Genomic DNA, 17,199 nt, shown 5'->3' with positions numbered 1-17,199 from the left:
GATCAACCGGAGCAGCGTTGACTTCCCGGAACCCGAAGGACCTAGCAGAGCAACCAGCGAGCCAGTTTTGATTTCCAGACTCACTTCCGTGACTGCCTGAAAGTCACCGAATCCTTTGGATACCTTTTCAACAACAATTCCCACGACAACTGACCTCTGTTATGAAATTGGGGGAGAGCAATCCAGAAACAATCCAGCAAACAAACAATCCAGCAAAATAATTAAGCAATCAATGCCTGTCCGACGATCGCACTGCTTTTGATTCGAACCGACCAGCACCAGGCTCGACCCATTCAGCCCGCTCAGATTCAGGACAATGCACCACAATGAAATGCACCACAGTGAACTGTTATTTAACTGTTATTTATTATATTAATTCCCACTTTATCGCTGTACTTACTGTAGTTTTTATAGCACGTCTGACTGACCATACTGCGATTTTTCTGAAATGCTTGCGTGGCTAAAGCCGATCGCCTCTTAAGGACACCCTCAGGACACCCTGAGGCACCTTCGAACGATGACTGTCTACAGCTGTTTCCCCATCGTGAAGTCATATGTAAAGTTCTGTAAAGGGTAAAAGACTGTTTATCATAAGGTAAAAGCACCCTCCTGCCTGAATCAATGCTTAGCCGGATTAAAGATATCGCCGATCGCCTTGCTCCTCGCTTGATTGAAATTCGTCGGCATCTGCATAGCCATCCAGAGCTAAGCGGTCAGGAGTATCAGACAGCAGCTTATGCGGCAGGAGTTCTGTCTTCCTGCGGGCTGCACGTTCAGGAACTGGTCGGCAAAACGGGCGTTGTGGGTCACTTAAGCGGAGATGGAACCGATTCTCGTTTGCTGGGAATTCGGGCAGATATGGATGCCCTGCCGATTCAGGAGCGAACCGGACTGGAATTTGCTTCCCATCAACCCGGAATTATGCACGCCTGCGGTCATGATGTCCATACCACGGTGGGACTGGGCACGGCGATGATTTTGTCCCAGCTTGGGCAACTGCTTCCCGGCACGATTCGCTTTTTGTTTCAGCCTGCCGAAGAAACTGCTCAAGGCGCAAGCTGGATGATTCGCGATCGCGTGATGGAAGATATTGACGCGATTCTGGCAACTCATGTATTTCCGACGATTCCCGGCGGTTCGATTGGCATTCGCTATGGCGCACTCACGGCGGCAGCAGACGATCTGGAAATTACCATTGTTGGCGAATCTGGACATGGGGCGCGTCCGCACGAGGCGATCGATGCGATTTGGATTGCGTCTCAAGTCATCACGAGCTTACAACAGGCAATCAGCCGTACCCAAAATCCGCTGCGTCCCGTGGTGCTGACGATCGGACAAATTAACGGCGGACGTGCACCCAATGTGATTGCAGATCAGGTACGCTTGCTGGGAACGGTTCGATCGCTTCATCCCGAAACCAGTGCTGCGTTACCAAGCTGGATCGAGGGCATTGTGTCACATGTGTGTCAGACGTACGGAGCAAAATATGAAATAAGCTACCGTCACGGCGTTCCCTCGGTGCAAAACGACCCTTACCTGACCAAAATCGTCGAGGACGCCGCTCAGGAAGCTTGGGGCAGCGATCGAGTGCAGCTTTTAATGGAGCCGTCACTAGGAGCAGAAGATTTCGCGCTCTATCTGAACCACGCGCCTGGCACAATGTTTCGACTGGGAGTTGGCTTTGCCGATCGCACTAATTACCCCCTGCATCACCCGCAGTTTCAGGTCAACGAAGCGGCGATCGTCACTGGGGTTGTCACGATGGCGTATGCGGCTTACAAATATTGGTACGAGTGATGATTTGCGCGGATATTTGGTGCGGAGATTTTTGTGCCAGTAGATTTGTGCCGATATAAATGCCGCGCTAGATAGACGATCGCTCCCAGATGCCCCTGCTAAATTGGTTTGAACTGTTTACCCTTCAGTCACTATGGCTGCATCCCAACCCCTTACCGGAATTGAACTGATTGACTGCGCTAAAGCAAACGCAGAGCAGGGCGTTACGGTGGCTGCTGAGCTTTGCGGCTACGGCCAAAACATTTCTCGCTTTCAACAGTCATTGGAGCAAGCCTGTCGTCAAATCGGCGTAGAAATTTCTTCTTTAAGCGATCTAATCACCGATCAGCAGACGGTTATCCAAACGGGAGGCATTGAAGTTGCTCCTGACACGCCAGACGAGCTGTAATTCGATCGATTTCAGTGGGGATTAGAGTCTGATTAGCGTCTATTCAGGCGAGGGCAGAACGAATCAAGACGAGTCAAGACGAGCCAAGAAGCGGTTAGCAGCTAACCACAGCGATCGAAAGTCTTGTCGCAATTGAGATCGAAGCAGAAATTGCAGCGAGATAAGGGACAATACGGAATACTGCGGTTGCTTCGCAGTTCCCCCAAGGGGTAATCTTCCTGCTCTCTATCCTGATTGGATCGCGCCAAGTGTCATGACTCTAACCAAATCCCGCCGCTTTGGCCTGCGGTTATCCCAGTATCCGCGCCTGTCGATTCAGCTTATGGCGATCGGGCTGGTGATTACGCTGGCGTTTATTTTGGCAGCTTTGTTCGCGCCGCTTTTGCAATCCTGGGGCTGGCTGCAAAACCCACTAGAAGGGCTGACAAATCCGACTCATCAGGCTCCTTCGGCAGCACACTGGTTTGGCACATCGCGGCAGGGCTATGATGTGTTTTCGCGAACGCTGTTTGGCACTCAGGCGGCGTTGCAGGTGGTGGTGCTGGCAACCTTGCTGAGTCTGCTCATTGGTGTGCCATTGGGTATGGTGAGCGGCTATCTGGGCGGCAGGCTCGATCGCACACTGCTATTTTTAATGGATACAATCTACACCCTGCCTGGATTATTGCTCTCGGTGACGCTGGCGTTTGTGGTTGGGCGGGGCGTATGGAATGCGGCGATCGCCCTCAGCATTGCCTATGTGCCGCAATATTACCGAGTGGTGCGAAATCATACGGTTAGCGTCAAAACAGAACTGTTTATTGAAGCAGCCCGATCGATGGGGGCTTCGACCTGGCGGGTGCTGACGCGCTATTTGTTTCTCAACGTGATTCAAAGTGTTCCGGTGCTGTTTACGCTCAATGCGGCAGATGCAGTACTGGTGCTGGGCGGCTTAGGCTTCCTGGGCTTGGGCTTGCCCGAAGATATACCCGAATGGGGGCGTGATTTGCAGCAGGCGTTAGATGCCCTGCCCACCGGAATTTGGTGGACGGCTCTGTTTCCGGGACTGGCGTTGACGCTGCTGGTGGTTGGCTTGTCGCTGCTGGGGGAAGGATTAAACGAACTGATTGACCCACGATCGCGTCAGGAATAGTACTCTTCTATGAACGTATCCACAGACATTTCCACAGCAGATCAGGTGATCGGTATTGACCTGGGCGGCACGGCAATTAAACTCGGTAGATTTGACTGGAAAGGAACTTGTCTTCAGTCGCTTACCGTACCCACTCCTCAGCCTGCCACGCCTGAAGCGGTTTTGCTGGCACTAGTGGAGGCGATCGAGTCTGTCGATCCCAGTCGTGAGGCGATAGCGATCGGCTTGGGCACACCCGGACCCGCAGACGCAGCCGGACGCATTGCACGAGTGGCAATTAATCTAGACGGGTGGCGCGATATTCCTTTAGCCGACTGGCTGGAAGCCAAAACCGATCGTCCCACAATTCTGGCAAACGATGCCAACTGCGCCGGACTGGGAGAATTCTGGCTGGGAGCAGGCAAATTATTTCACAACGTCATCATCCTAACGCTGGGAACGGGCGTGGGTGGCGCAATCATTCTGGACGGTAAGCTGTTTGTGGGTCACGACGGCGCAGCAGGTGAACTGGGGCTAATTACGCTAAACCCCGATGGACCTGAATGCAATAGCGGCAATCGCGGTTCGCTAGAGCAATATACTTCGGTGCGGGCAATTCGTCGCCGAACCGGACTAGAACCAGATGAGCTGGGCGCAAGGGCAGCGGCAGGCGATCGATCGGCGATTCAGTTCTGGCAGGAATACGGGCGCGATTTGGGTGCGGGAATTGCCAGCCTGGTTTATGTTCTCACGCCTCAAGCGGTGATTATTGGGGGTGGGGTGAGTGCCAGCGCAGCATTCTTCTTTCCGACGATCGAGGCAGAGCTGGAACGGCGGGTTTTGCCTTCGTCACGGGCAGGGCTTCGGCTCCTTCCGGCAGAATTGGGCAATCAGGCAGGGATAGTGGGAGCCGCAAAGCTTGCCTGGCAAAAGTACACGGCTAACGCCTGATCAGGGGCGATCGAGTAGGATGACAGTGACGCAGAGGACAGTCATGCAACTGCAACCTTTCACCGCTCACCCTGCACCGGGAACTGCAACCCCTCGCCCATGAATCGATCGCTCACGAACTATCAAATCAAGCTGCTAGCAGCCCTGCTCATGGTGATCGATCACGTCGGCGTGGTCTTTTTCCCGGGCGTGGATATCCTCAGGTTTATCGGTCGATATAGCTTTCCATTATTTTGCTGGCTGCTGGTGCAGGGCGAGGCACACACGCGCAACTTTTGGAAATACTTGCTGCGGCTCCTGGTAATGGCAGTACTGACTCAGCCTTTATACAATCTGGTGCTGCTGAACGGCGCAAACGACCAGTGGAATATTTTGTTTACCCTGGCGATTGGCTTAGTTTGCCTGCGAGTCGCTAGATTAAACCCGTATCTCCAGATTCCCTGCTGGATTGGGGGAGCCGCTCTAGCACACGCAATTCCGGTAGACTACAGCTTTTATGGCATTGGGCTAATCGCCCTGATTCGATACTTTGAGCCAACCGCTCGCTGGTGGACAGCCTGGCTGCTGCTTCATTTTGGGCTGGTGCTGGTTGAGCCAAGTTGGGGAATTGCTCAGGTTCCGGCGATCGCAGCCCCCGTCTTCTTCGTAATGGCAAGCAGTCAGCAGGGTAAACGCGCCCGCTGGTTTTACTGGTTTTATCCGGGGCACATGGTTGCTCTGTATGCCATACAGCAAACGCTGAGCCGCTATTAATCGATCGTGTTCAGGTTGCGGTGCTGGTCGAATTTCCATTGACTAACACTTCCCCACGCAGCATTCGCTGAGCCGCATCGAGCAGAACTTCTTCGAGATAGGGCTTGGTAAAGTAGCCTTTTGCACCAAGCTGAATTGCCATTTGCTTATGGCGATCGGCTCCTCTAGAAGTCAGCATTGCGATCGGCAGTTCGCACAAATGAGGGTCTTTCTGAAGCCGCGAGAGCAGTTCTAGTCCGTCCATGCGGGGCATTTCGATGTCGCAGAACACTAAACTACAGGGCAACCCAGCTCGCAGTTTTTCCCAGGCTTCCTGACCGTCACGGGCTTGCTCAACGCGATAGCCTACTTTGTTAAAGGTCATCGACAGCAGTTCGCGGACAGTAATCGAGTCATCCACAATCAAAACGGTTGGCTCAGCCTTAGTGCTTTCCTCGACGATCGGCCCTCGCTCTCGCTCCCAGAGGGTCGTGCCTGCTTCACGGCGGATACGTCCCTGCCAGAGGTCGATTAACTCCAGAACATCGGCGATCGGCATAATCCGTCCATCTCCCAGCACTGTCGCTCCGGCAACCCCGATCGGTTTGGGCACTGGACCTTCGAGCTGCTTGATTACAATTTCCTGTTCGCCCAGCACTTGATCCACCTGGAGCGCGAGCAATGTTCCGGCACTACGCAGCACAACGATCGAAACCATATCGTCTTCCTGATTTCCACCGTAAACGCTGCCTCGTCCTAGAATGCGGTTATAGCGCAGCAAATCTGAAAGCGGCTGTAACGGCAGCACCATATCGCGCCAGGGGACGTAGGAAGCTCCCTGATCGTCGGTCTGAAGACGATCTTTAGGAACGTCAAACATATCTTCAATGCCATCCATCGGGAAGGCGATCCGGGCACGATTGCTAATGCAGCACAAAGCTTTTGAGATGCTGAGCGTCAGCGGCAGACGAATCGTAAACGTCGTGCCTTTGCCGATCGCCGAGTCGATCGTGATTGAACCGCGAATCTCACTCAGGTTGTTTCGCACCACATCCAACCCCACGCCTCGCCCACGCAGATCATCGGCTTGATCGACGGTACTAAAGCCATGCTGAAACAACAGGTCGTAGATTTCCAGGCGAGATAAGTCTCTCGCTTCTGCTGGCGTAATCAGTCCTCGTTCCAGAGCTTTTGCCTTCACCCCTTCAGGATTGATGCCCGCTCCGTCATCGCTGACTGAAATAATCGTCTGGTTTCCCTGGTGGAATGCCCGAACCATAATACGCCCAGTGGGTGATTTTCCGGCAGCGATTCGTTCTTCCGGGGTTTCGATGCCATGGGCGATCGCATTATTAACCAGATGCGTCATCGGATCGCTGAGCTGTTCAACGATCATTTTATCAATCAGCGTTTCGCGCCCTTCGATCACTAGCTCTGCCTGCTTGCCATATTTCAACGAATTATCCCGCACTCCCCGCGGCAGCCGATCAACAGTCTGAGCAAAGGGAACCATTCGCGATCGCGTCAGCCCTTCCTGAAGTTGAGTGGTAATCTGGCGGAAATTGCGCGTCACCTGGTCGCTTTCCTCAACCACAAAGTCAATATCCGAAGAAGCTTCCCGCACCCGGACAATGAGTTCAATCATTTCCTGCGACAGCGTATGGAAAGGCGAAAACTGGTCGATCTCCAGCGCATCAAAATTAACCCCGATCGCATGACTAGTTTGCGAAGGAGCCGACCCTGTTCCAGTTGCAGAATAGCCGCGACGACTGCTGAGCAATGACCGTTCTAGCAGCGATCGTTCATACAAATCGCGCATCCGCTGTCCGACATCGCTGAGCTGCTGTACCTGATACAGCAAATTGTCGAGAAACTGCCGCAATCGCTCCTGTGCCTGCTCCAGTCCATTGCGGTTGACCACCATTTCCCCAACGAGGTTATTAAGGTTGTCGAGGTGCTTTACCGAAACACGCATCGTTTGCTCTTTCAGCACATTGCGGCGGTTCGGTCGGCGGTTCGCAGTGCTGGCTGTCTTTCGCACCAGAGAAGACCCGACCCCCAACACCTGATCCACGTTCTCAATTAACGCTTCGAGATCGCCAAACTCATCTTCAGCAGGCAATCGAGCGATCGGCAGGTTGGAAATGGGCACATCCACTTCAGGCGGAGCAGTGAACGACTTATCCTCAAGCAAAGCCTCCAGATCGGCAAATTCGTCTGCGTTTTGTGCACCGGAATCCTCTAAGCGAGAAATCGGGGCAGTCATCGGAGCAGCCATCGGACTATCGTCAAGGTCTTGATCGAGCAGGGCTTCTAAATCAGCAAACTCATCCTCAACGAGGCGATCTGAAACTGAAAGGTCTGAAATATCACTGAGAACGTCGCCAGGATTGCTTTCATTGCCGTCAACCGCTAAGGGTTCGACTTCGATCGCGGCTTCTGCCCAAGCCCAGTCGGAGGGCGGCATTTCCTCTGCTGCCAGCAGTGCTTCTAGATCATCAAAATTTTCTTCGATATTTTCTTCGATCGCATTCCCATCAGCTTCTACCAGGGTGCTGTCGAAGAGGTTAGGCAAAGAAGCCGAATCAATCTCCTGGTGAAATTGCGGCTGCTCATCTGGCTGCTCGTCTAGCGTTTCAACCAATCGCTCTATTTCTGTCGGGCTAAGATCAAATTCTGAGTCTTCCTGCTCCAGGCTAAACATCTCAGGCAGCTCAGCAGATCCTTCAGAGAAGACTTCAGAAGAGGTCAAATCACCCGCTACGAGTGCCGCCAAATCTTCGCCTTCTAGCTCTTCGTTTTCTAGTTCTTCGCCTTCTAGCTCTTCGTTTTCTATCAGTTCAGCCAAATCTAGCCCAGCCAAATTCAGTTCCGCCAAGCCAGACGAATCGTCTGGATCCAACCAAAGATCGGTGGAGACTTCCGCATCAAAAGGTGGATCTTCAGACTGAAGCAGCTCCTCAGGCTGGATAGAAGGCGGCGTATTTTCCCAAAATAAATCTGCAAAGCCGTCGGGGGCTGCCCGATCTACTGCATTCGGCTCTGTACGATCGAAGGCAAAATTTTCAGCAAAGCTGGGTTCTGAATCGCCTTCATCAGGCACTTCTAGGAGTTCTTCCTGCCCAAACAGGTTGTCGAAATCTGCGGTCATTCGATCGCCGTCATTCTCTTCATCAGGGAGTTCTAGAGCAGGTTCGATCGAATCATCAGACGACTCGAGCCCAAACAATTCAAAAAATTCAGGTTCCGCTGCCTGGTTTTCTGCACCATCCGACAAGGGCGAAAAGGCATCGAGCGAGAAGGCATCTAACAGAGTGCCAGCAGATTCCCCAACGCGATCGAAGTCGCTAAAAACAGAGGTTAAAAATGCCTCTTCCGTATCGGTTTGCAATGGCGTTGGCTGCGCCTCAAAGCCGCGATCGAGGCTGTCTTCCGAAAGGGACTCTAGTTCGGCAAAACCAGAAATCACCGATCCAGTTTCCGTTTCCTGCTCTAAATTAGCAAACAGTTCGGTTTCCAAACTGGGTAAAGCTGTTTCAGTGAAATTTTCAGTTGAATTCGTCAAGTTGAATGGTTCTGCTGCTTCTAACAGGGCAGACAGGTCATCATCGCCCTCATCCAGGGTTAACGCCTCATTCTCTTCGGGTTCAAGCTCGTCCAGTTCAAGCTCGTCCGGTTCAAACTTGTTCTGTGCCCGCGATTGATACGAATCAGTGAGTCCGTTTGCCTCATCCCCCAGCTCAAGCACCGTATCCATTTCGCTCAGCGGCGAATCAAATGATTCATCAAAAGCGTCTGTCCAATCCACCTCATTGGGAAGCGGTGCGCTAAAATCTGCATCAAACAAATCTGCTAGTGAAGTTAGCTCAGCAGCTCCAACTTCTGGTCCCGATCGCCCCAACACCCCATCAGGCTGATCGACCTCAAACAAACTGAAGTCTGCTTGCTCCTGAGCCGAGTGAACAGCAGCGTCAGACACCGAATTGCTGGAGAACAGTTCATTCAGGAGGTCTTCACGGTTCGCCTGGAAGTCAGCGGCATCGTCTTGTCCTGCTACGCCTGCCCCTGCTAGGGAAACGGGCACTTCCACATCCAGCTCAGATAAAACAGTGTCAGTCAGGACGGCAACCTCCTCATCTGAGTCAAACCAGGCTGAGAAGTCTGCCTCCAGCTCTTCCTCGCTGTCCCACTTGGTTTCGGGCGGCAGCAGATCTAGTAAGTTCTGACTCGGCGAAATTTCGATCGATCGTCCTGCAAGAACGAGTTCCTGTGCCTGCTTGACTTCTTTAATCACAACCGGAGCAAGGACACGGTAGGTATTTTCAAGACAGGCGATCGATCGTTTGACTTCTTGGAGCAGGTCACACCAGTCGGGCAGATCAAGCTGCTCTCCAGGTTGACCCAGAGCCTCACAAATGCCCTGAAGCTGCTCTCGCGTTTGGGGACTATCGGGCTGCTTGAAGAGTTGCAGCATTTGACGCAGCAGAGCCGGAACATCACTCTGGAAAATGAGCTGAATTGCGCTTTCTTCCTGGGCGGCTAGGGCAGAGCGCAACTCTGAATGAACCGCAGGCTGAGGAATGGGTAATGGCTCTGGTGCAGCTAGTGACACAGGTGCATCCAGCTCCACGTCTTCTGGCAGCGTTGCCCCTGTCTGGCTCACAATCAGGCTGAGGCTCTGGCTCAGTTCGGCAAACACTGGCTCAACTGCCGCCATTAACTCAGCCGATTTGTCCTCGGTTAAACCAAATGGACCCTGAAGCTGTTCGATCAGTGCAGCCAGGGTATCAAACACTCGCAGAAAAAGCGTTTCGAGCTTCTGAGTCGTTTTAACACCGGGACATTCTTTCAAAACTTTGAAATAGTCCTCTAGGCGATGCGCCGCATGCTGAATGCCTGCCAGGCCGAGCATTGCTGCTCCCCCTTTCACCGAGTGAGCCGCCCGAAAGACTTCATGCACCATTTCCGAGTCTTCGATCGTCGCTTGCAGGTTAATCAAGCCCTGCTCGATCGTATTGAGGTGGTCTTTTGCCTCCTCAATGAAATAACCCATGATGCGCTGTTGTTGTTCCGGCAGCATAGCCTTTTCCTAGTAAGGGGAAAACGATGAACGGTAAGTAAGGGGGTTTAGGCGTTGGGCTGGCGCAGTTAGACCTTTTCTACGCGGAATCGTTCCACCGAAGCTAATAGGTCGCGGGCAACACCCACCAGATTTTGCAGTGATCCAGAGACGCGCTGTGCTTCCTGAGAAGTTTCCTGAGCCGTCAGTTCTACTGATTGCATGACCTGAGCAACGGCACGAGAAGTCTCGGTTTGCTCTACCGTATCTGCTGTAATCGATCGCACTAGCACATCGATCCGGTTTGACACTTGAATAATGTCTTCCAGCGATCGTTTTGCTTGCTCTGCCAGTCGTGTGCCTTCGATAACCTGCTGCGTACCTTCTTCCATAGCAGTCATCACCGAGCTGGTTTCGCTTTGAATTTGCAGCACGATTTGCTCGATTTCCTTTGAGGCTTTTGCGGCTCGATCAGCAAGCTGACGCACTTCATCAGCGACGATCGCAAATCCCCGTCCTGCTTCTCCGGCTCTCGCGGCTTCGATACTGGCGTTGAGAGCTAGCAAGTTTGTCCGAGAGGCAATTTGAGAGATCAAAGCGACGATTTTGGAGATTTCCTGCGAAGATTCTGCTAGTCGCTTCACTTTGCGGGTAGTCTCTGCCACTGTTTCGCGAATTTCCAGAATGCCGGATACGGTACGCTCCACTGCTTCGCCACCTTTCAAGGCAGTAGAAGATGCCGATCGCGCCACTTCCTCGGCTTCACGGGCACTTTCTGCCACCCGCTGAATCGAGTCGGTCATCACCTGCACCGAATTGAGCGTCACTGCCAGTTCTTCTGCCTGTCTCAATGCATCGGAAGAAAGCGATCGGGCAAAGATTTCATTCTCAGTCGAACTCTTCGTCACTTGACGAGCGGCAGTTTTCACCTGCTGCACAATTTCGCGCAGGTTTTGAATGGTCAGGTTAAAGGAATCTGCCACGGCTCCCAGCACATCTGCCGTGACCTCAGCCTGCACCGTCAAGTCTCCTCTGGCAGCTCCTTCCACATCGTCCAGCAGGCGAATCACCTGACGCTGCAAGTCTTCCTTTGCCTGCTCTTGCTCTTCTGCTTTACGCTGTGCCTCGCTGGTCGTGGTTAGAATAACCCGCGCCATCTGGTTAAAGCTAGTGGCAAGCTGACCAAATTCGTCCTCCGAGTAAACCGTTGCTTTTGCGCTCAGGTTGCCATCCGTGACCGCATCAAATTGCGCTTGCAAATCGGAAACGCTGCGCTTCATCTGACGAGTTAAAACCCCGCTTAACGCTGACGCAACCCCAAACCCAGCAATTCCTGCAGTCGCGCTCATTGCCAAGCCTGCTGTCGCCAGGTAGGGTACCACCGCAGGGCGATTCGATTGGGGAATGGTCGAGGCGGTGATAAAATTCACGGCAGCCACCGCTAGCATCGAGACAACTCCCGTGGTGCCTGCCACGATCCACTTTTTCTTATCTAGTGCGGCATTTTCGAGCGGAGCGGTGATGCCTTGCTCGACGGTGACATCGGCTTCTAGCGACCGATTGTCTGCCGGAGTGAACGCAGGCATGGCTTCTGCAGTTCCCGACAGGGGAAACATATCGTCATCCCGGAGCACAGATTGATCACCGCTATCGGCAAAATCGAAACCAACGCTGCTGGTGGTTGGAGTCGCAGCAGTGCCAGAAGTCATGCTGATCGAGGGACTCGTGAAGTCAACCGAGTTATCAGACAAATCAAAATCCGGCAGACTACCCAGGTCATCAAATTCGTCAAATTCATCAAGGAAATCAATGCTGCTGCGTCCGTTGACCGAAGCCGAGTAAGAGGACGAACTGCTTGCCGCAAAATCCGGGTCGTTGAATTCGTCATCCAGGGCAAAGTCTGCTCCGGGCGAATGAGTGTCCGAAAACGCTGCACCAGACACAAACGTTTGTTCTTCTAAATTGTCTTCAGCTAATGCAAATTCAGGAACTCCATAGGTTGCATCAATGTCTGCCGAACCTTGCTGAGGGGAAGGAAAGACGCTGCTGTCGCCCATAAACAGCGTTTCATCTTCAAAGGGTCGCTGAGGGTAGCCAGGCGTATTAGAATCAGCCGCCGGAAGGGGATCGATCGGGGAATTGCTGTCTTCAAAATCACTCAGGTCAAATGCCGCTTCATCGAACTCGTGGAGCGAAGCAGCCGACGCAGGCGGAGCAAAGGGATTCGCGGCAGAATTACTCTCGAACGGGTTATCAGAGTCTGCGAAAAAATCGTCTTCGCTCTCAGAGGCAGCCAGAAAAGGATTGGGGTCGGCAGCAAATGCATTATCAAACGAGGAATCCAATGACGGATCCGTCACGAAGTCCTGATGGAAAGTCTGGGCGGCCTGATTTGCGCCTTCCACGCCTTCGGTGCTATCGAGGTTTAGATCGGCAAAGTCAAAATCATCAAAGCTATTTGCTTCAGGGGTTGATTGCCAGGTGTGAGGGGCAGTCTCTTCTAAGACATAATCGCCCACTTCCTCACTCTGGAAAGGTGAGGCAGCCATATCAATCGTGCTGACAAACTCGTGATCGATATCGGTAAAGGCAGGATCATCAAAGGCAGGATCATCTGTAAAACTACGATCCGAAAACTCTAGCGGGTCTGGAGAGCCAGCCACTCCTGCCCCCTTGCCAGAAGACGGCTCCGGCGGTCCGGCAAACTGCTCGGCATAGGCTAAGCCGTTGTGCGCGTAGTTGACATACTCCTCATCGCTGGTGAGTTGGAGGACGGATTCATACTGCTCTCTTGCAACTTCGTATTGCTGTAAGCCGTAACAGTAGATGTGCCCTCGCAGCAAGCGGACGTTTGGATCGCCAGGATAATCTGCCACGAGCCGATCGATAATCGATGCAGCTTCCTCATAGCTGCCCAGCATATAGGCGCGTTCAGCTTGTTTATATTTCTCTGAGTGCGTGCTTGCTGCCATGTGCCTTTTCTCCTACCCGTTCAAAACCGATTTGTCGCCGATTATGCCGCTCATTATGCTGCCCATCGTGCCGATCGTAAAATTGCAACTTGATCGAGCAATCTCAAGTTGTGCTGCGAAGCGGTTCTCCCTGGTGGGGAATCGGCTTCTCCTGCCATCGCCCACTCTCCCCGCAAAAAAGGAGCCATGCTGTCAGGCAGATTGCTAGGCATTTGAATCTCGTCGATGTCGAGCCAGTCCATTCCAATAATGCGATCGACTGCCAGTCCCAACATGGCGTCTTGATCTTCAATGGCAATGACCGAGATCTCGGTTCGATCGGTGCTGAGCGAAGTCGAATCGCCCAAAAATTGCCCCAGGTCTGCAACCCAGATAACGCGACCCCGGACATTTAGTGTTCCTAATAGTAAAGGAGAAACGTTAGGGATGGGCGTAATTCGATCGGGCGCCGCAGCAATGACTTCCCGGATTCCCGTTGCGGGTAAAGCAAATTCTGCGCCAGAGGCAACAAAAAACCGCAAATGCAGCTCACCCTCAGGACTATCTAGCTCCTGGAGCTCGGGAGCCTGATCCTGCCCTCTGCCTGTCAAGAAATCCGGATTTCCGATCATGCACTTGACCTATTACCCTGTGGAAATTGCTGAATGACCTTCATTCTTAACCTACCCCGCTCTCAGATTTCTATATCATGCTGTTCAAGATTTCCTGGCTTTTGCAGCACATCTAACAAGCCCGCGATCGCGCAATTTACTCTGTATTCTTCTGTTAAAGCAGTTTCCCGCAAGAGAGAATTTTCTGAGATTTCAACCATCGGGGTTGCCCGTTGCCGCATTGGGAAAAGTGCTTTGTATCGCGTCTTTTACTACGTTTAGGGTTGTGGCTTACTCATCCACTCACTCATCTGCTTACTGGATTACTCGACCCATTCGCTCACTAAAGTTTTCATCGATCGATCACTGATTCCGGATCAGTCTTAGTTCCAGCAAGCTAGCCCCGCAAAAGCTGCCTTACCGTACCCACTAGCTCGGTCGGCTGAAATGGCTTAGCAATATAGGCATCGGCTCCCTGCTTCATTCCCCAATAGCGGTCGAACTCTTCTCCTTTTGACGAACACATCACAACAGGTACATTCTGCGTCTTGGGATCTGCCTTTAAACGACGGCAGACTTCATAGCCGTTCATCTTGGGCATCACAATGTCTAAAACGATAAGGTCAGGGCAAAGTCCCTGAATCTTCTCAAGTGCCTCTAAACCGTCGCTGGCAACCGTAACATCCAGCCCGCTTTTCCGCAGCAGGTCGCTAATCATCTCCCGTTGGGATACGCTGTCTTCAACTACCAAAATTTTACTCATATTGCTTCTGACTGACCCTCAACGGTAATGGCAAAGACAAATATCTAAATGAAAAATATCTAAAAGTTTAAATCGCTAGACGCATGATTTCTCATCCTACTGATTTTTCAACCTTCCTCTATTCATTTCATTAAATCTAAAATCTAAAACCTACGCTTCTAACGCATTCATTACAATCATTTACTGCTGCATTGATTCACTGCTGCCCTGTTTGCCCCGTCTTCATCCGTCGGATTCAATGAGCTTTCATGTTCAACTGAACTTGAGGGATTTGACGTGATTTAGATGAGGCGATTGAGGTGAGACGAGCTACGAGGACGATCGGCTTCCAGAGCAGCTTGCAAATCTTGTGCTAGCAGCGTATCGGGCTTGAGACGATTCGGGTTACCCGCACCCGCATATTTTTCGACCAGCATCAGCAGTTCCCCTTCGCCAAAGGGCTTGGTCAGGTAATCTGTTGCACCCACGATTCTTGCCCGGACGCGATCGATAAATCCCTCTTTGCCAGTCAGCATGACGATCGGCGTTTCGCGAAAAGCAGACGCACTCCGCAGCATGGCACAAATTTCGTAGCCATCTAGCTCAGGCATGGCAATATCACACAGGATCAGGTCAGGCTTAAGGTAAAACAGCAGGCTCAGTGCCTTTAGCGGATTGCCGATCGAGCTGGCTTCATAACCGTAGCGATTGAGAATCTCCTCAACAGTTTTTCGGACGGTCACTCCGTCGTCGATGCAAACAATGCGGGGAACTTTGTCCAAGGACCCTTGAAGAAGGGAGGGGTTTTGAGGCAGCGTATTTGGGGTGCTCCTCCCTTTAAGGGACTGCGGAGCAAACGGGCTGGTCAGATGCACAAGCCCTTGCTGCACATAGGGATAGATTGCCCTTGCGACAGTCACAATATCTCGGCTCAGATAACGTGCCATTTGCCGCAGCGAGGTTTTGCCATCTACCCAGCGTTCTAACAAATCGAAAGAAGCCCCGGTTAGCATTTTTCGCAGTGCGACCGGGTCTACAATCACTGGATAGTAATCAGGAGACGAAAGATGCGGATAAAACTGTTTCCACTCCTGAACCTGCTTCATCATCTGAGCAATCAAGGGCGCGATTTCCAGAGCGGTGAGCTGTGGGGCAAGGGCAGGACTCATCTCAAACACAAAAGACCCCTGGTGCAGGCTGAGCAGATCAAACAGCGTTTCATGCACCATGCCCTGAATAATGCTGCGAGCTTGGGCTGGCGTGACGGCGTGATTTTCAAGCAGCATCCATAGGTAACCGTATTCGGGCGCGTTCAGGGTCGCGATCGTCGATTCGGGAAATAAATCCAGCGTGGGCTGCCGATATCGCCGTAGATAGTCGTGCAGCCGGGTGAGGTCACCGCCGCTGTCTCCGGCGTAAACAATCTTGCCGTTGACGAAGAAAACAAGCCAGGATAACGGCTGAGAGGTTTTTAGCCCTGGTGTCCCATAAGGTTCGACCAGCAGTTCACCCGTCCGTTGCCCCAGCTCCACAAGCTGAAGAATGCTCCGAATATCAATCTCGCTTAACTTTCCCTGCATTCAGCCTTGGCCGTCTCCTGTTCCATTTCTGGATCGACTTTTTGTATCGCTTTTGTATCGAGTTTTGACCGCCTGGAGGATGCGGTAAGGCTGTCTTGCGTATGCCTGCCCCTGACGCATCCTCGTTCATCTTCCTGCATCTGCTCTCCTGCGTCTACGATCGCTTGATTTCCCTTGATTGAGTCCGATCGCCCACAGCTATCATGGCTTCTTCTTGCAATAAAGCAGTTTCTCTTCAGCCGGGTCGGGCGGGGATAAGGAACTGCAGGTTGACTTCATCTCTATTGCCCCGCTGTTTTATTCGCAGTTCGCCTGATTGAAGATTTGCGGTTTAATTTTGCAAAATCAAATTTGCCTATCACTTCGCCGATACCTAAACATTAGGTTTCCCTCAGTTCCAGCCAAAACCATCAGCTTGCTGCTGCCAAGGGAAAAGAGAGGAATTTCTTTATATAACCGGGGTTATAAAAGGGCAGGGTAAATTTAGTTCAGTTTGTTGTAGTCCTAATGTTCCGGGGCATTCTAGATTTTATAGTTTAACCAGCAGAGTTTAACCAGCCGTAGATGAGCTTTTTGAACAGGTTAGGGATGCGACTGAGGAAAGCGATAATGCTACAGTAAACGGGAGATTTAGAATCCCTTTTCCTGTGTTTCCTCAAGATTGACTTATCCTTGACTGTTGGCAGGAGGATTCGTCCTTGATATGGCGCATTCTGGGATGTCATTCCGCATACTACGAATTGAGCCACCCTTAGAGATAGCTGCTGCATCTATCAGTGCTGTAGAAATCCTTTCCGGTTCCTAACTGGGGTGCAGGAGTTTTTCCCTGTCTCAGGGTTGACCTCATCGCCCCTAGTGCACAGACTAAGCTGTGAATGCTGTAGCTAATTTTGTACTAGAAATTATGAGGTGAAGCAGAAATTCTAAGTTCTGAGCAATCGAACGCATATAAGCAAACAGCTTTGAAATTGAGTCAAGTCTTAGGTTAAAGAGGGGATTGTTGGCGTGCTGTACTTAGCAGAAGTTGTTAGAAAAGCCAGGGTTATTGGTGCAGGAAAGGCAGAGTTCAAGCTATTAGCTGTTCAGAAGAGCGAACAGAGCTGGAGTCCGGTGCAGGGCGAAGAGATTATCTCTGCGACCGATGATGTTTCTTACAATGCTGGTGTGCTTGTGATGCTTGACCTGACCGCAAGCAAGCAAATTCAGCGTCATGTTGAAGCAGGTCGCCAACTCGTGAGCATCCTGCAAAACTTCTCTCGCTTGCAAGAAAAAGCAAA

At 51.9% G+C, this 17,199-nt stretch carries 13 protein-coding genes; 6 read left to right on the top strand and 7 right to left on the bottom strand.

The window, feature by feature from the left end; genetic code table 11:
• A partial coding sequence (locus tag H6F80_RS05960; RefSeq protein WP_190790675.1) for an ATP-binding cassette domain-containing protein occupies nt 1–144 on the bottom strand: 144 nt, incomplete at its 3' end.
• A 477-nt stretch (nt 145–621) separates the two neighbouring features.
• On the opposite strand from H6F80_RS05960, the gene H6F80_RS05955 reads away from it, so the two are divergent.
• The 5 genes from H6F80_RS05955 (at nt 622) to H6F80_RS05935 (ending at nt 5,000) form a co-directional block, all read left to right on the top strand.
• Entirely contained in the window at nt 622–1,797 is a 1,176-nt protein-coding gene (locus tag H6F80_RS05955) for a M20 family metallopeptidase (RefSeq protein WP_190790674.1), read from the top strand.
• A 133-nt stretch (nt 1,798–1,930) separates the two neighbouring features.
• Nucleotides 1,931–2,185, top strand: coding sequence for a hypothetical protein (locus H6F80_RS05950; RefSeq protein ID WP_190790673.1), 255 nt, complete (start codon nt 1,931–1,933; stop codon nt 2,183–2,185).
• Between the two features lie 253 nt (nt 2,186–2,438).
• Nucleotides 2,439–3,317, top strand: a complete 879-nt coding sequence (locus tag H6F80_RS05945; RefSeq protein ID WP_190790672.1) for an ABC transporter permease — start codon at nt 2,439–2,441, stop codon at nt 3,315–3,317.
• Nucleotides 3,318–3,326: 9 nt separating this feature from the next.
• Nucleotides 3,327–4,247: an ROK family protein gene (locus H6F80_RS05940; protein WP_190790671.1), complete on the top strand. Its 921-nt coding sequence runs from the start codon at nt 3,327–3,329 to the stop codon at nt 4,245–4,247.
• 99 nt (nt 4,248–4,346) lie between these two features.
• A complete protein-coding gene (locus tag H6F80_RS05935; protein ID WP_190790670.1) occupies nt 4,347–5,000 on the top strand; it encodes a TraX family protein in 654 nt (217 codons plus the stop codon).
• Between the two features lie 10 nt (nt 5,001–5,010).
• On the opposite strand, the gene H6F80_RS05930 is transcribed toward H6F80_RS05935, so the two are convergent.
• The 6 genes from H6F80_RS05930 to H6F80_RS05905 form a co-directional block, all read right to left on the bottom strand.
• A complete protein-coding gene (locus H6F80_RS05930; protein ID WP_190790669.1) occupies nt 5,011–10,059 on the bottom strand; it encodes a hybrid sensor histidine kinase/response regulator in 5,049 nt (1,682 codons plus the stop codon).
• A gap of 68 nt (nt 10,060–10,127) precedes the next feature.
• Complete coding sequence (locus tag H6F80_RS05925) at nt 10,128–13,010, bottom strand: methyl-accepting chemotaxis protein (RefSeq protein ID WP_190790668.1); 2,883 nt, start codon at nt 13,008–13,010, stop codon at nt 10,128–10,130.
• Between the two features lie 53 nt (nt 13,011–13,063).
• Nucleotides 13,064–13,621 (bottom strand): chemotaxis protein CheW, encoded by a 558-nt coding sequence (locus H6F80_RS05920; protein ID WP_190790667.1) that lies wholly within the window; start codon nt 13,619–13,621, stop codon nt 13,064–13,066.
• A gap of 62 nt (nt 13,622–13,683) precedes the next feature.
• Nucleotides 13,684–13,821, bottom strand: coding sequence for a hypothetical protein (locus H6F80_RS05915; RefSeq protein WP_190790666.1), 138 nt, complete (start codon nt 13,819–13,821; stop codon nt 13,684–13,686).
• Between the two features lie 176 nt (nt 13,822–13,997).
• Nucleotides 13,998–14,363 (bottom strand): response regulator transcription factor, encoded by a 366-nt coding sequence (locus tag H6F80_RS05910; RefSeq protein WP_190790665.1) that lies wholly within the window; start codon nt 14,361–14,363, stop codon nt 13,998–14,000.
• Nucleotides 14,364–14,644: 281 nt separating this feature from the next.
• Nucleotides 14,645–15,922 carry a response regulator gene (locus tag H6F80_RS05905; protein WP_190790664.1) on the bottom strand — a complete coding sequence of 426 codons (1,278 nt, stop codon included), beginning with the start codon at nt 15,920–15,922 and terminating at the stop codon, nt 14,645–14,647.
• Between the two features lie 1,005 nt (nt 15,923–16,927).
• Here H6F80_RS05905 and H6F80_RS05900 point away from each other — a divergent pair.
• Nucleotides 16,928–17,199, top strand: a 272-nt coding sequence (locus H6F80_RS05900) for an HmpF-related protein (protein WP_518523529.1), incomplete at its 3' end; no start/stop codon positions are given.

Source organism: Leptolyngbya sp. FACHB-711 (genome assembly GCF_014695615.1).
In the GTDB taxonomy this organism is placed as follows: Bacteria; Cyanobacteriota; Cyanobacteriia; order Elainellales; family Elainellaceae; genus Leptolyngbya_A.
Note: the sequence above shows the minus strand (reverse complement) of the source record. Positions and strands in the feature narration are given on the sequence as shown.

Coding starts and splice junctions, on each gene's coding strand:
- H6F80_RS05905 (WP_190790664.1), bottom strand. CDS start 15,922: ATGCAGGGAAAGTTAAGCGAGATTGATATTCGGAGCATTCTTCAGCTT.
- H6F80_RS05945 (WP_190790672.1), top strand. CDS start 2,439: ATGACTCTAACCAAATCCCGCCGCTTTGGCCTGCGGTTATCCCAGTAT.
- H6F80_RS05955 (WP_190790674.1), top strand. CDS start 622: ATGCTTAGCCGGATTAAAGATATCGCCGATCGCCTTGCTCCTCGCTTG.
- H6F80_RS05920 (WP_190790667.1), bottom strand. CDS start 13,621: ATGATCGGAAATCCGGATTTCTTGACAGGCAGAGGGCAGGATCAGGCT.
- H6F80_RS05910 (WP_190790665.1), bottom strand. CDS start 14,363: ATGAGTAAAATTTTGGTAGTTGAAGACAGCGTATCCCAACGGGAGATG.
- H6F80_RS05930 (WP_190790669.1), bottom strand. CDS start 10,059: ATGCTGCCGGAACAACAACAGCGCATCATGGGTTATTTCATTGAGGAG.
- H6F80_RS05915 (WP_190790666.1), bottom strand. CDS start 13,821: ATGGTTGAAATCTCAGAAAATTCTCTCTTGCGGGAAACTGCTTTAACA.
- H6F80_RS05935 (WP_190790670.1), top strand. CDS start 4,347: ATGAATCGATCGCTCACGAACTATCAAATCAAGCTGCTAGCAGCCCTG.
- H6F80_RS05925 (WP_190790668.1), bottom strand. CDS start 13,010: ATGGCAGCAAGCACGCACTCAGAGAAATATAAACAAGCTGAACGCGCC.
- H6F80_RS05940 (WP_190790671.1), top strand. CDS start 3,327: ATGAACGTATCCACAGACATTTCCACAGCAGATCAGGTGATCGGTATT.
- H6F80_RS05950 (WP_190790673.1), top strand. CDS start 1,931: ATGGCTGCATCCCAACCCCTTACCGGAATTGAACTGATTGACTGCGCT.